Origin of the sequence: Bacillus sp. MUM 13, assembly GCF_001866725.1 — a bacterium.
In the GTDB taxonomy this organism is placed as follows: Bacteria; Bacillota; Bacilli; order Bacillales; family DSM-1321; genus Peribacillus.
In genome coordinates this window covers 65096-79358 of sequence record NZ_MLYQ01000009.1, presented here as the reverse complement: position 1 = coordinate 79358, position 14263 = coordinate 65096, and the positions used below count along the sequence as shown (strand labels likewise).

Genomic DNA, 14263 nt, shown 5'->3' with positions numbered 1-14263 from the left:
CGATGAATACAAAGATTGATCACTTGCTTCGAGCCGGCTTTGAATTAAAGGCTTCAGATATCCATATTACCGTCGGTGTGCCTCCCATCATGCGCTTGAATGGCGAGCTGAAGAAGTACGGCAAAGAAGAGCTGCGCCCAGAGGATACGGAAGGAATGGCCAAGTCCATCATTCCCGAGAATATGTGGAAACAGTTAAAAGAAAAAGGGGAGCTGGATTTTTCCTATGGAATTCCCGGTGTCTCCAGGTTCAGGATTAACACCTATTTTCAGCGCTCCTGCATTGCCATGGCGATCAGGATTGTCCCGACAAGGATACCGACCATTGAAGAGCTAAAGCTTCCGGATACGTTAAAAAAGATTACCGAGAAGCCACAAGGGCTTGTGCTTGTGACTGGCCCTACAGGAAGCGGGAAGTCAACAACACTTGCCTCCATGATTCAATATATGAACCATACAATGAGGAAGCATATTATTACCCTTGAAGATCCTATTGAATATTTGCACAAGCATCAAAACTGCATCATTGACCAGCGTGAGGTCGGCTTTGATACGAATAACTTCGCCAATGGGCTGCGGTCGGCACTGAGACAGGATCCGGATGTTATTTTAGTCGGGGAAATGAGGGATCTTGAAACGATTCATACTGCCATTACGGCAGCAGAAACGGGTCACCTGGTTTTCGGCACACTCCATACCTCAAGCGCTCCATCAACGATTGACAGAATCATCGATGTCTTCGAGCCTGCACAGCAGGCGCAGGTCAGGATTCAGCTTGCCTCCGTGCTCGTGTCGATTGTATCGCAGAGGCTGTTCCCGACAGTGGACAAAAAGGGACGGAGAGCGGCGACGGAAATACTTGTCAACAACTCAGCGGTAGCCAACCTGATCCGAAACGAAAAAATCCATCAGATTGTGAATATCATGCAAACATCACGGGCCCAGGGCATGCATACATTGGATAGTGATATCAAAGAGCTTTTGACAGCAGGAGTTATTTCAAAGGAAAGTGCATTTTCATTTTTGCAGGATAAGGTGGAGTAAATGGCACGCTTTAAATATACAGGCCGCGACAAAAGCGGCAAGAAATCAGGGATCATCACAGCCCAGTCGAAGCGAGAAGCTATCGGGAAGCTGAAGGATGACGGAGTCAGGGTCGTTGAGATGACACTTGTTCCAGAAACCTTCCTCACAAGGGAAATTACGATTGGTAATCCTGTAAAGCTGCAGCATTTCGTCATATACCTGCGCCAGTTCGCCACTTTGCTGCGTGCAGGGGTTTCCGTAGTGGAATCTACTAATATCTTATCTTCCCAAACGGAAAGCAAGCACCTAAGAAAGGCCCTGCAAAGCATTGAACAAGAGCTTAGAGATGGAAATCCTCTGTCACAGGCGGCTTCCAAACACAAAAACATCTTCACGGCCATGTTCATCAATATGGTGAGGGCAGGGGAAGCAGGCGGAAACATGGATGAAACACTGGAGCGCCTGGCCGATCATTATGAAAAGCAGCATAGCACACGCCAGAAAATCCAGTCAGCCATGGCCTATCCGACTGTTGTGGCATTCATCGCGATTTTTGTTGTTATCTTTCTATTAAAATCAGTTGTGCCGACATTTGCAGATATGTTCAAGGACTTTGGCGGGCAGCTGCCTGCGATTACCCAGTTTGTGCTGAATAGCAGTGCGTTCATGCAGAAGGCGTGGTACCTGATTATTTTATTTTTCGTTCTGATGGCCATTTTGATCATTTATATTAAGAAGAATAAAACAACAAAGTATTATTATGATTATTTCTTTTTAAGGATCCCAATCTTCGGCAAGATGATGCAAAAAGCCGTGCTGGCCAGGATGACAAGGACACTAAGCTCGCTGTTCACAAGTTCTGTGCCGATTCTTCAGGCCATGACAATCGTGGATCAGGTGGTGGAAAACGAAGTGATTGGCGGAGTGATCCGAAAATCCCGCGATTCGCTTGAAAAGGGACAATCCCTAACAGATCCAATGAGAAATCACTGGGCCTTTCCGCCCCTCGTAACACAGATGATTGCCATTGGGGAACAGACCGGTGCGCTTGATGCCATGCTATCAAAAGTAGCCGACTTTTATGAAAAAGAAGTAGAAAACAGCACCGACCAATTAAAATCATTGATTGAGCCCATCATGATTGTCGTGCTCGCCGGAATCGTAGGAACCATCGTCATTTCCATCATGGTTCCAATGTTCGAAATCTATAATCAAGTAGGAAAATAGAAGCACATTTTCCTACAAAAAATGGATATCTCTTTTTAGAAAAATATAGTATATTGTAAAATAAGTAGTAAAAAAGTAGGATAATAGGAAAATAGGAGGAATTATGTATGAATTTTATTAAAAAGCATCTTAAAAACGAGAAGGGATTAACGCTGATAGAGCTATTGGCTGTTGTTGTAATCCTGGGTATCATTGCAGCTATCGCCATTCCGAGCATCGGCGGTTTGATTGATAACTCTAAGAAGGATGCACACGCTGGAAATGCCCAGCAGATGATTAACTCTGCTAAACTCTGGGTTTCTGCACATAGTACTGATGAAGGTTTTACTGGATCGAAAAACTTGACTTTAAAAGATATGTACGATGACAACCTGCTCGATACTATTGATGATCCAGATGGCGGTACTTATTCTCTAACTGGATCTTTTGTAGCAATTACTAAAAGTGCGAATGCCTATACTTATACGGTCACTTTAACTAATAGTAAAAGAGGGGTCTATGCTCAAACTGGAAAAATAACAAGAAACAAAGTAACAGATGCCTCTAAATAAATTGATACAAGGAAATAAAGCCCTTATTAATAGAGCTAACATTAAAAACCCTAGGGAATTAAAGGATAACCTATGACTCTATTATTGCTAGCATGTTTCATTCTCGGCACAATCCTCGGTTCCTTCTACAACGTAGTAGGCTTGAGCGTGCCGGTCAAGAGACCGTTTGCTAACCGGCGTTCTGCCTGCCCGATCTGCGGCAGGACGCTTACGCCAATAGAATTGGTGCCAGTGCTTTCATATGTGATTCAGGGGGGAAGATGCCGCGGCTGCAAGTCGCGCATTTCTCCGCTTTATCCGATTGTCGAGTTCCTGACAGGACTGCTGTTTGCGGCTTCTCCGTTATTGCTTGGCTGGACATATGAAGTATTTGTAGCCTGGACATTGATTTCTTTATTGATGATTATCTTTGTAAGTGACATCCGCTATATGCTGATCCCTGATAAAATACTGCTGTTTTTTGCAGTTGTTTTTTTGTTTATACGCATATTCATTCCGCTGCAGCCGTGGTGGGACCCGCTGCTTGGTGCCGTGTGCGGATTTGGTTTGTTATTGTTTATCGCAATTATCAGCAGGGGAGGAATGGGTGGCGGCGATATCAAGCTGTTTGGCCTGCTGGGCTTCATTCTTGGCCTGAAGCTTGTTTTTCTCGCTTTTATCTTTTCCACCTTTTACGGAGCCATAATCGGCATCGCCGGTTTGCTGACGGGTGTGGTTAAACGGAAGAATCCGATCCCGTTTGGCCCGTTCATTGTATTTGGAACACTTACCGCTTATTTTTATGGAGATGCCATCTTGAGCTGGTATCTGCAATTTTTAACTTCATCATGAATTTGATAGTAAGGAGTATTCTGCATGCCTTTATCCTTTTTTACCGGTAAAAATCGGATCGTCAACCTTGTTATAAAGGACCATGCGATCCGTTTTGTTGAATTTAAACAAAATAATCCTCCGGTCGTTTCAGCGTGCGGAGAACATTATTTGCCTTCAGGAATCATCAAAGATGGAAAAATCATGGATTATGGGACATTGCAGAATATCCTGGAGCAATGTCTGGATGAATGGAAGCTATCAAAGCGGGAGGTCCGGTTTTTAGTTCCGGACCCCTTTGTTGTAATCCGCAAGCTGTCCATTCCAAAGGATATCAAAGATGATGAAATTGAAGGGTATTTATACCTTGAACTTGGAACAAGCATCCACCTGCCGTTTGAGGACCCTGTATTTGATGCAGTCGTGCTGGGAGAATCGGAAGAAAAACGCGAGATTCTTCTTTTTGCAGCTCCCGAAGAAATTGTTTCCGAATACAGCGGACTTCTTGAGGAAAGTAAATTAAGGCCGATTGCTGCAGACATCTCTGCACTTGCACTGTACCGGCTTTACTTTCTTGATGATCGTGCCCGCGCGAAAAAAGGGGCTGTCATGCTGCTTCAGTTTGACTTGCTGACGGTGAATGCAAGCATTTTTGCTGATGACAAGCCGATTTTTATGCGGCATATTCCGGTCTCTGGAGATATAGATGACTGGGAACAAGGCATGTCGCGCCTCGGAAATGCCGAGCTTGTATATGGGGGACAAAAAGAACAGTACTTTCAAACCTTTGAAGATTCTTTTACAGAGATTGAAAGAGTGCTGGATTTTTATAAATACTCTTTAAATGAAGCACAAGAGGATATTTCAGAAATTGTAATCTGCGGTGACCATCCGTATCTTGATGACATTATTTCTAGGCTTGAAAATCGTGTGGCAGCATCCGTCATCAAGCTTTCAAGAGAGTTAAATGATCCGGAACAAAACGGGCTTTTGGCTCCTTCCTACTATGCGGCCGCAGGGCTCGCTCTTAAAGGGGTGAGATGATGCTCGCAGAAATTAACCTGCTTCCTAAAAGAGAAACAAAAAGTCTCGCCTTTTTATTGATCATCATTGTATTTGTTGTTCTTCTGGCCATCGGCAGCACTGTTTTTTACTTTCAGCACCAGGCGAAGGAGCAGAATTTGAACAGCATCCAAAGCCAAACTCAAAAAACAAAGGAAACGATAGCCGCAGAGCAGCAAAGGGCCATCACGATCCAGGATGCAAATTCAGCATCGCAATTGAAAAACATGGTGGACTGGGCAGAAACATACCCTGTGAAAACAGTGCCCGTGATTAAGAAGCTGATTTCCAAGCTTCCAGAACGGGGATTTTTCCGTGAGTTTGCTTATACAGAAGATGGAACCATCTTGGTTACGGTTCAATTCGATACATCAAGTGATGCGGCGTATTATCTGAACGACCTGACAAAGTTAAAGATGCTGTCAGAAGCAAAAATGAAATCATTAAAAGTTGAAAATCCAGAGGATGAAAAAACCACTGTCAGCAATGAAACGAATTCTGATGGAACGGCGAAAGATCAAACAATGGAGAATGTCCCTTTCCTGCCGCGTTATTTGGTTGTTTATGAAGTTAAACTGGATACAGAATATGCAAAAAAAGAGGTATCTCAGGAAACGGAAAGCGTGTGTGATGAAGGAGGGGCTGCAAAGTGAATCTTCGTTTAAACAAAAAACAGGGATTTATGCTGTTTGCAGCCATTTTAGCCGGCTCTCTTCTGCTTGTGGGATTGTATTTCTGGAGGATCTATCCTTTGGATGCAAAAACAAAGCTTGCACAAAATGAATTGACTTCGCAGCAAAAGATGCTCGAAATGATGGGCACGAATTCTGTGCAAACCAAAAAAGAAGCATTTGCAGCCACCACTGAGCTGCAAAAACGTCTACCGGTAAAAGCCTCTGTTCAGCAGCTGATGCTGGATTTTGAAAAAGCAGAGGTGGTTTCCAAAAGCTTCATTACGGATATGGAATTTAAGGATGAAGCCGATCCATCTGGCACAGCTGCAGTTCAGGCACCGCCTTCACAATCTCAGCAGCAGGAAAAGGCTGTCAGCGATGCAGCAAGTTCATCAGAAAATAAAAATGCAGCCGCCACCAGCAATTCCGCTAACACGGCCACTGCCCAGCCGGGAAGTACAAGTACGGGATCAGATACCGAGATTCTTCCGTCTGGCGTCCAGAAAATAACGGTCGTAATCAAGGCTCAGTCTCCCGATTATTTTGGTATGGAGCGATTTTTGGCTTCATTAGAATCGATGGAGAGAATAGTAAGGATAGAAAATCTTAAGTTTACAGGTTCAGAGGAAATTTCTTCTGTCACCCAGGCAGCTGCGCCGATTGTTTATGAACTGACTGTTTCTGCCTATTACTCTCCAGGCCTAAAGGATCTTCAAGATCAGTCTCCGAAGATGGAATCACCGCCGCCTAGCGAAAAGGCCAATCCTTTCAATGATTTCCCTGACTCTGCTGCTGAGGGTACTGAAGCATCCAGCAGTTCTGCCGGTAATCAGCCATGATACATCCGGTAAAAAACAGTATGCCGGATGAGAAGGGGCTTACACTGATTGAACTGCTGGCTGTCGTCGTAATTCTTGGAATCATAGCGGCAATTGCTGTTCCTTTGATTGCGGGGATCATACAGCATTCAAAAAAGAATGCCTTTGTTTCAAATGCACAATCTGCAAAAGAAGCTGCAGGGTTTTATTTGAAGGATAAAGTTATGCAAGAAGAAACAATCCCTGAAAAAATCACCTATAAAGAGCTGGTAGAGCATGATTATCTGGATGAAATCCGCGATCCTGATACAGGCGGTCTTTGGGATGCTGACACCAATCTTTCTTTTATTGCTGTAGAAGATTCAAAGGCTAAAGCGGTTTGCCTTCTTGGCGAAAAGCGGCAGCTGTGCGGCAAAAAAGGCAGCACATCAAAAGAGGCGCTGCCCTTTCTTGGACTGTCCGCAGATGATGTGACAGAAAACCCCTGAAAAATATGACGAACGCTAATGATAACAAGACGACAAAAGTCTTGTTATTTTTTTTTGCCTCTATGATAGGATGGAAAAAACGAACGCGAAGGGGGGATGATAGAGATGGACAAGACTGATGAAAGGCGAAAAGGCATTACGATAAAAATAAACGGAAAAGAAAAATCATTCATCCATAGAGAGTCCGATCTTCCCGGTCCTGAAATTGCGGCGGCAGCGGAAAAAACGGAGGACAGCTTTGAATGGATCCTGCCTGAGGATTATGAAAATCATGATGAAATCACTACGGGAAAAACGATGGAAGGAAAAGCGCTGATCCTTTCCCATCATAATAAATCCGGGGGAAAGACTAAAAGAAGCTTTATGATTAAAGCCCCGCTGGTTTCTATTATTTGTGCAGTACTCTGCGGCTCGCTGCTTGGTTTTATCGTATTGAAAATGATTACTGCAAATCAGGGTGCCAAAAGCATACAGCCGGCCATTCAGGGTACTGCCGTTCCTGTCAGCGGGAAAGCAAGCGCTGCTCTGCCTGAATTAAAGGCGTATTTGGTGCAGGGAGGGATTTTTTCAAGTGAGGCAGCTGCAAAGGGCATTCAGCAAAGGGTAGCCCAAAAACAGATTCCATCAGAAATATTCAAAAGGAAGGACAGCTATTATCTTTTTCTTGGAACGGCAGAAAGCCTTGATGAAAGCAAGCAGCTTGCTTTATTCTTAAAAAGCTACGGTGCTGATGTATTCTGGAAGGAAGTAGACATCAAGCAGGGGTCTAAAAAAATGGACAGTACATCTGCAGCCAGTCTGAAAGAGATGGTTTCACTCTATCATCTTCTGTCTGGCTCTTCTTCCAAAAATCTGATTGGAGATAAGTCGGCAGCAAACAGTGAAACATGGGCAAAGAAAACCGCAGCCGTCAAAAATCTGGCAAAGAATCCGGCAACAGACGAAATGAAGAGTGATGTGTTATCAGCTGCTGAACTGCTGAAGCAATATGAAACCTCCAGGCAAACCGCCCAGCTTCTTCAGGCACAGGGGAAATTGCTGTCGTTTTTAGCCGGGTATCAAAAAATATCTGGAAGCTAAATGTCGGGATATGCTTATTTTCCGGGAAATATAACAATGTGTGTTCAAAACTTCTGCTGTTTTAGACTAAAGAAGTATATTCGGGTGAATTCTAAACGGGGGAAACTTGTTTGGCAGCAAATTGTGCCGGCAAAGAATTCTTATCGTTTAGAATTCTTTTTTGTCAGAGATTGTTAGATGATGAAGAATTTGATACGATAGGAAATGTATCTCCCTAAATATGCTTTTGTAAGGTAAGGTGAACACCATGAAAGATGTAATTTTAGCTTCATCATCACCGCGTCGAAAAGAACTTCTCAACTTTCTTCAGATTCCATTTCAAAGTGTACCTTCTAACATTGATGAAACCATCGAGCCAGGAACTTCAGCTGCTGAAGCTGTGAAAGATCTGGCGTATCGCAAGGCAGCCGAGATATCAGGGGATTATCATGATCATTGCATCATCGGTTCTGATACGGTTGTTTCCCTTAATGGCGAAATTCTCGGGAAACCGTCCGGGCGAGAAGACGCAAAGCGTATGCTTCAAAGCTTGTCCGGCTGCACACATACCGTGCATACCGGTGTCGCCATCATGCATGGAGCTCGCAGCACAGTATTTTCAGAAAGCACAGAAGTCGTTTTTTGGGAACTGTCAGATGATGAAATTGAAAATTATCTGGACAGCGGAGAACCTTTTGATAAGGCAGGCAGCTATGGGATCCAAGGATTTGGCTCTCTGCTGGTTAAAGAAATACACGGTGATTATTTCACAGTCGTAGGATTGCCTGTTTCAAGGCTGGCGAGAGAATTAAAAGCCTTTCAAAAAAAATCGACATCATAGAACATTTTTTTCGATTTCCTGACAATCTTCCCTCATAATAGAAAGGAAGGACAGGATTGCTATGACTAAAATGCTGATCAAAGATTTTCCGAAAGACGAAAGGCCGCGTGAACGCTTTTTGCAGGAAGGGCCAAGAAGCCTGTCCAATCAGGAACTGCTGGCTCTTTTGCTGAGAACAGGGACAAGGGATCAATCTGTCCTGCAGCTTTCCAATAAGCTGATCAGCACCTTTGAAGGACTGAGGCTTTTAAAGGATGCTTCCATCGAAGAAATCACGGCTATTAAGGGAATCGGGGCGGCAAAGGCCATTCAGATTCTTGCATCGGTAGAGCTTGGCCGGAGAATTAGCTCGCTGAACTACCATGACCGCTATGTCATCCGCACACCGGAAGACTGTGCAAATTACTGTATGGACGAAATGCGTTTCCTTTCTCAGGAGCACTTCGTTTGCCTGTATCTGAATACGAAAAATCAAGTCCTCCATAAGCAAACCGTTTTCATTGGCAGCCTCAATGCCTCTATCGTACATCCGCGCGAGGTATTCAAGGAAGCCTTCCGCCGTTCGGCGGCCTCTATCATTTGTCTCCATAACCACCCTTCAGGTGACCCCGCTCCCAGCAGGGAAGATATTGAGGTAACAAAAAGATTGTCTGAATGCGGGAAAATCATGGGGATCGACATCCTGGACCATATTATTATCGGAGAACAGAAATTTGTGAGTTTAAAGGAAAAAGGTTATTTATGACACTATCAAAATCCTCCAGTATAGGCTATAATATGGTTTGTGATTTTTGCAGGAAATTCTTGTTTTAGAGAGACTATTTCCATTAATAATGTTAACTATAATCTTACTATAAAAAAGTATATTGTTTTACGAAAGGGAGATACTTCAATGTTTGGAATTGGTGCAAGAGATCTTGGAATCGACTTAGGAACAGCTAATACGCTGGTTTATGTAAAAGGTAAAGGCATTGTTGTAAGAGAACCTTCCGTCGTGGCTTTGCAGACAGATACAAAGCAAATCGTCGCTGTCGGAAATGATGCGAAAAATATGATCGGACGTACTCCCGGAAATGTTGTTGCCCTTCGCCCGATGAAGGACGGCGTTATTGCTGATTATGAAACAACAGCTACTATGATGAAGTACTATATTAATGAAGCACAGAAAAAAGGCGTATTCGGCAGCAAGCCATATGTCATGGTCTGCGTTCCTTCAGGTATTACAGCGGTTGAGCAGCGTGCAGTCATCGACGCAACAAGACAGGCAGGCGCACGTGATGCCTACCCGATTGAAGAGCCATTTGCAGCTGCAATCGGTGCTAACCTTCCCGTTTGGGAGCCTACAGGCAGCATGGTAGTGGATATCGGCGGCGGAACGACAGAGGTTGCCATCATTTCACTTGGCGGCATCGTGACAAGCCAGTCCATCCGCATTGCAGGGAACGAAATGGATGATGCGATTATCAGTTATATCCGCAAAAATTATAACTTGATGATCGGAGACCGCACAGCAGAAAATATTAAGATGGAAATCGGTTCTGCAGGTGAAATAGACGGAATTGATAACATGGAAATCCGCGGTCGCGATCTTTTGACGGGACTTCCGAAAACGATTGAAATTACGGCTAAGGAAATTTCTTCTGCACTTCGCGATACAGTGTACGCTATCGTGGATTCTGTGAAAAACACACTGGAGAAAACACCGCCTGAGCTTGCGGCTGATATTATGGACCGCGGCATCGTCCTGACTGGCGGAGGAGCTCTTCTTCGCAATTTGGATAGAGTCATTAGTGAAGAAACAAAAATGCCCGTACTTATCGCAGAAAATCCGCTTGACTGTGTGGCAATTGGAACAGGAAAAGCCCTTGATCATATTCATTTATTTAAAACAAAATCAAAAGATTCAAGCAGATATTGAGCCTGAATCTTGATAAATAAGGAATCAGTGATGTCAGACTTGTGCTGGCATTGCTTATTTTCCTGTGAAAAAACGAACGCTGCCCTGCTGTCTGTTTTTTTAATTTCTATCAAAAAATGCAGGCTGGCTCACGGGCAAAGTCGGAAAAATGATAGAGGTGCAAATTTTCCATGCCACAATTTTTCTTTAATAAAAGGCTCATTTTATTACTTGTAAGCATCATCATTCTCGTGGCATTGATTGGCTTTTCGTTAAGAGAAAGAAGCAAATTAACCTGGCCGGAACAATTTTTAAAGGATACATCAGGATTCTTTGAAAATATTTTCGATAAACCTGTATCAGCGGTTTCCGGATTATTCTCAAATGTCAGCGATCTTCAGCATACATATGACGAAAACAAAAGGCTTAAATCACGTCTGGACGAATATGTGCAAATCAAAACAGAGGTCCAGGCGCTTGAAAAAGAAAATAAGGACCTTCGCAAGATTATCGGGAAAGAAGATGATCTTCGGAAATTTTCTCCTATCCAGGCGACTGTCATTGGCCGCAATCCGTCACGCTGGCATGAAATGATCACGATCAATCAAGGAAAGCTGCAGGGTGTCGAGAAGGATATGGCGGTCGTAACAGCTGAGGGGCTTATCGGTAAAGTGAAAAGTGCCAATAATTTTACTTCATCGGTCCAGCTTTTGACATCCATTGATCCCGAAAACAGGATATCTGCCATTGTCCAGGGGGACAAAGATGCCTATGGCGTAATAGAAGGCTATGATAATAAACGCGATCTGCTTCTCATGAAGCGGATACCATATGATAAGAAAATCAAGAAGAATTCGAATGTTATCACATCCGGATTTGGCGGTGTGTTCCCGAGCGGCCAGCTGATCGGGAAAGTCGTCGATGTAAAGATCGACCAATATGGATTGAACCAGACTGCATATATCGAGCCTTCAACGGACTTTTATGATATTAATAATGTCATGGTTTTAAAAAGAGATGTGCGGGGGGCTGAATAAGTGAAACGTTTTATCCTTCCCCTTGCAGCCCTGGTTTTTTTTATATTTGAGAGTTTGCTGGCCAATTTGTTTGCCGGACATGTTTTTGGGAGCGAAAAAATTTTCGTTCCCCGTTTTATCTTGATTTTCATCGCTTTCCTGACCATTTACGGTTCAAGAAGAACGGGCATGATTTACGCATTTTTCATGGGACTTGCCTATGATGTGGTGTATACTGAGATATTGGGAGTTTATATGTATACGCTCCCTGCTCTCGCTTACCTGATCAGCAAGGCGATGAAGGTGCTTCAGGCGAATTTGTTCATTACTATTTTTGTGACGATTTTTTCAGTGGCAGTACTGGAATTTGTCGATTATGAAATTAACTTTTTGATTCATTTTACAAAAATGGGCTTCAGCGAATTTGTTTCTGTCAGATTATGGCCGACTTTGCTGCTCAATCTGATTTTCCTGATCATCTTCTCACTGCCGCTTAAAGCGATGGTTGAAAAGCTGAAGCTGGACGAAGAAATAGAGTAGGTCCCAGTTCCTCCCTGCTGCTTAAGCAGGGCTTGGGTCTTGTAATTTTCAATATACTTAGAAAAAGGAAATTTATCCGGGCATGTCGAATTATACTTCATTGAGGTGAAACAGGCGTCATGAATAAAAGAATACCGCAAAATGTTATGATAAAAGGCACAAAGGACGGGCTCACGCTGCATCTCGATGATTCATGCTCCTTTTCTGAGTTATTGAAAGAGCTTGAAACAAAGATTTCTGCTAATTACCAGTTCCAGGAAAACGACCCGTTAATTGCCGTGAAAGTACACACAGGCAATCGCTATTTAACTGAAATACAGCAAGAAGAAATAAAAGACCTGATACGCAAAAAAAAGAAGCTTGTAGTGGACGAAATTGTCTCCAATGTCATGACAAAGGCCGAGGCATCACAGTGGAAAGAAGAAAACCAGATCGTGACGATCGTCAGGATGGTCCGGTCCGGACAGGTTCTTAAAGTCACTGGAGATTTATTGCTTGTCGGTGATGTGAATCCTGGAGGAACGGTTGCGGCCGGGGGAAACATCTATATAATGGGCACATTAAAAGGCATTGCTCACGCCGGGTGCAATGGCAACAGTGAAGCAGTGGTGACGGCCTCTGTCATGAAGCCGGCACAGCTGAGAATCGGCAGCTCCGTGAACCGCGGCCCGGACCAGTATACGGAGGACGGCCATGCCATGGAATGTGCATTCATTGATGATGACGGACACATTATTGTAGATAAACTGCAAGTCTTAAAGAAACATAGACCTAATTTAGATAGTTTTGAAGGGGGACTCTAATTGTGGGAGAGGCTATAGTTATTACATCCGGCAAGGGCGGAGTAGGAAAAACGACAACATCCGCCAATTTAGGAACCTCGCTGGCTCTGCTTGGCAAAAAGGTGTGCCTGATTGACACTGACATCGGCCTGCGCAATTTGGATGTTGTCATGGGCCTTGAAAACCGGATCATTTATGATTTGGTTGATGTAGTGGAAGGCCGCTGCAAAATTCATCAGGCGCTTGTAAAAGATAAACGCTTTGACGATTTGCTGTATCTTTTGCCGGCTGCCCAAACGAGCGATAAGTCCGCCGTCAGCCCTGAGCAAATGAAAACGCTTGTTACAGAGCTGAAGCAGGATTATGATTACATTGTCATCGACTGCCCTGCTGGAATTGAACAGGGCTTTAAGAATGCCATTGCAGGTGCTGACCGGGCCATTGTGGTTACAACGCCGGAAACCTCTGCAGTGCGTGATGCAGACAGAATCATCGGCCTCTTGGAAAAGGAAGAAACCATCGAGGCGCCAAAACTTGTAATCAACCGGATCCGCAGCCATATGCTGAAAAACGGTGAAATGCTTGATATAGATGAAATCACGACACACCTATCCATCGACTTGATCGGAATCGTGGTGGATGATGACCAGGTGATCAAAGCATCCAATGAGGGAGAGCCGATTGCACTTGACCCGAATAACCGTGCATCAATCGCCTACCGCAATATTGCAAGAAGAATCCTGGGTGAATCTGTGCCATTGAACCCCCTTGAATCCGAACCAAAAGGATTCATGGCAAAAATCAAGAAAATATTTGTCGGAAGATAGTAAAGAGTGCGGGAATTGTATTCCGCGCTCTTTTTTTGCTTGAATTTATAACAAAACCAAACATTTGATACGCTTTTTTGGCAAAACACTGATGATCAGGGGAGCTATCCTTGATAAATAGCTGCAAATGCAAGGTTTCTATCTGAATATTTTCCAATAAAATGGATAATTGGTTCAATTTAGCCCTGATTAGAGCCAAATCACCCTCCATTCGAGCGAAATCCACGCCGATTAGAGCGAAATTCCGCTTCATTCGAGCGAGTGTCGCTGAGAGCAATGCAGACTTTATCAAGCTCACTGTTCCACTGGGTTTTTCTGAAAGGGACTCGCATGGATTTTAAATTTTGTAAGAAAATAGATTCATAATTAATACATAACAAACATTTGATACGCTTTTTTGGCAAAACCCTCATGATCAGTGGAGCTATCCTTGATAAATAGCTGCAAATGCAGGGTTTCTATCTGAATATTTTCCAATAAAATGGATAATTGGTTCAAATTAGCCCTGATTAGAGCCAATTCACCCTCCATTCGAGCGAAATCCACCCCGATTAGAGCCAAATCACCCTTCATTCGAGCGAGTGTCGCTGAGAGCAGAACAAGTTTCAGCAAGCTGCCTATTCCACTGGGTTTTTCTGAAAAGGAC

The 14263-nt window shown here is 43.7% G+C and carries 17 protein-coding genes; 16 read left to right on the top strand and 1 reads right to left on the bottom strand.

What is annotated here, in order from left to right:
* Positions 1-2 precede the first annotated feature (2 nt).
* The 16 genes from BIV59_RS03595 to minD all read left to right on the top strand — a co-directional run bounded on the left by BIV59_RS03595 (position 3) and on the right by minD (position 13617).
* Entirely contained in the window at positions 3-1043 is a 1041-nt protein-coding gene (locus tag BIV59_RS03595) for a type IV pilus twitching motility protein PilT (protein ID WP_071350079.1), read from the top strand.
* A complete protein-coding gene (locus tag BIV59_RS03590; RefSeq protein ID WP_071350078.1) occupies positions 1044-2252 on the top strand; it encodes a type II secretion system F family protein in 1209 nt (402 codons plus the stop codon). It begins immediately after the preceding gene.
* A 107-nt stretch (positions 2253-2359) separates the two neighbouring features.
* The gene (locus tag BIV59_RS03585) at positions 2360-2803 is read left to right on the top strand and encodes a prepilin-type N-terminal cleavage/methylation domain-containing protein (RefSeq protein WP_071350077.1); all 444 of its coding nucleotides are present in this window, start codon (positions 2360-2362) and stop codon (positions 2801-2803) included.
* A 72-nt stretch (positions 2804-2875) separates the two neighbouring features.
* A complete protein-coding gene (locus BIV59_RS03580) occupies positions 2876-3634 on the top strand; it encodes a prepilin peptidase (protein ID WP_071350076.1) in 759 nt (252 codons plus the stop codon).
* A 24-nt stretch (positions 3635-3658) separates the two neighbouring features.
* Complete coding sequence (gene pilM, locus BIV59_RS03575; RefSeq protein WP_071350075.1) at positions 3659-4657, top strand: type IV pilus biogenesis protein PilM; 999 nt, start codon at positions 3659-3661, stop codon at positions 4655-4657.
* Positions 4657-5328, top strand: coding sequence for a hypothetical protein (locus BIV59_RS03570; protein ID WP_071350074.1), 672 nt, complete (start codon positions 4657-4659; stop codon positions 5326-5328). Before pilM ends, BIV59_RS03570 begins: the two co-directional genes overlap by 1 nt.
* Positions 5325-6188 carry a hypothetical protein gene (locus tag BIV59_RS03565; RefSeq protein ID WP_071350073.1) on the top strand — a complete coding sequence of 288 codons (864 nt, stop codon included), beginning with the start codon at positions 5325-5327 and terminating at the stop codon, positions 6186-6188. The genes BIV59_RS03570 and BIV59_RS03565 overlap by 4 nt, the downstream gene beginning before the upstream one ends.
* Positions 6185-6655: a prepilin-type N-terminal cleavage/methylation domain-containing protein gene (locus BIV59_RS03560; RefSeq protein ID WP_071350072.1), complete on the top strand. Its 471-nt coding sequence runs from the start codon at positions 6185-6187 to the stop codon at positions 6653-6655. Before BIV59_RS03565 ends, BIV59_RS03560 begins: the two co-directional genes overlap by 4 nt.
* 105 nt (positions 6656-6760) lie before the next feature.
* Positions 6761-7735: an SPOR domain-containing protein gene (locus BIV59_RS03555; protein ID WP_071350071.1), complete on the top strand. Its 975-nt coding sequence runs from the start codon at positions 6761-6763 to the stop codon at positions 7733-7735.
* A gap of 247 nt (positions 7736-7982) precedes the next feature.
* The gene (locus tag BIV59_RS03550) at positions 7983-8555 is read left to right on the top strand and encodes a Maf family protein (RefSeq protein ID WP_071350070.1); all 573 of its coding nucleotides are present in this window, start codon (positions 7983-7985) and stop codon (positions 8553-8555) included.
* A gap of 61 nt (positions 8556-8616) precedes the next feature.
* Positions 8617-9300 (top strand): RadC family protein, encoded by a 684-nt coding sequence (gene radC / locus BIV59_RS03545; protein WP_071350069.1) that lies wholly within the window; start codon positions 8617-8619, stop codon positions 9298-9300.
* A 147-nt stretch (positions 9301-9447) separates the two neighbouring features.
* Complete coding sequence (locus BIV59_RS03540; RefSeq protein WP_071350068.1) at positions 9448-10473, top strand: rod shape-determining protein; 1026 nt, start codon at positions 9448-9450, stop codon at positions 10471-10473.
* A gap of 170 nt (positions 10474-10643) precedes the next feature.
* Positions 10644-11489: a rod shape-determining protein MreC gene (gene mreC, locus BIV59_RS03535; protein WP_071350067.1), complete on the top strand. Its 846-nt coding sequence runs from the start codon at positions 10644-10646 to the stop codon at positions 11487-11489.
* A complete protein-coding gene (gene mreD / locus BIV59_RS03530) occupies positions 11490-12008 on the top strand; it encodes a rod shape-determining protein MreD (protein ID WP_071350066.1) in 519 nt (172 codons plus the stop codon).
* A 119-nt stretch (positions 12009-12127) separates the two neighbouring features.
* Positions 12128-12811, top strand: coding sequence for a septum site-determining protein MinC (gene minC, locus BIV59_RS03525; RefSeq protein ID WP_071350065.1), 684 nt, complete (start codon positions 12128-12130; stop codon positions 12809-12811).
* 2 nt (positions 12812-12813) lie between these two features.
* Positions 12814-13617, top strand: a complete 804-nt coding sequence (gene minD, locus BIV59_RS03520; protein WP_071350064.1) for a septum site-determining protein MinD — start codon at positions 12814-12816, stop codon at positions 13615-13617.
* Between the two features lie 366 nt (positions 13618-13983).
* Here the strand turns inward: minD and BIV59_RS03510 are convergent, their stop codons facing one another.
* On the bottom strand, positions 13984-14229 hold the full coding sequence (locus BIV59_RS03510; protein ID WP_071350062.1) for a hypothetical protein: 246 nt from the start codon (positions 14227-14229) through the stop codon (positions 13984-13986).
* Between the last annotated feature and the right edge of the window lie 34 nt (positions 14230-14263).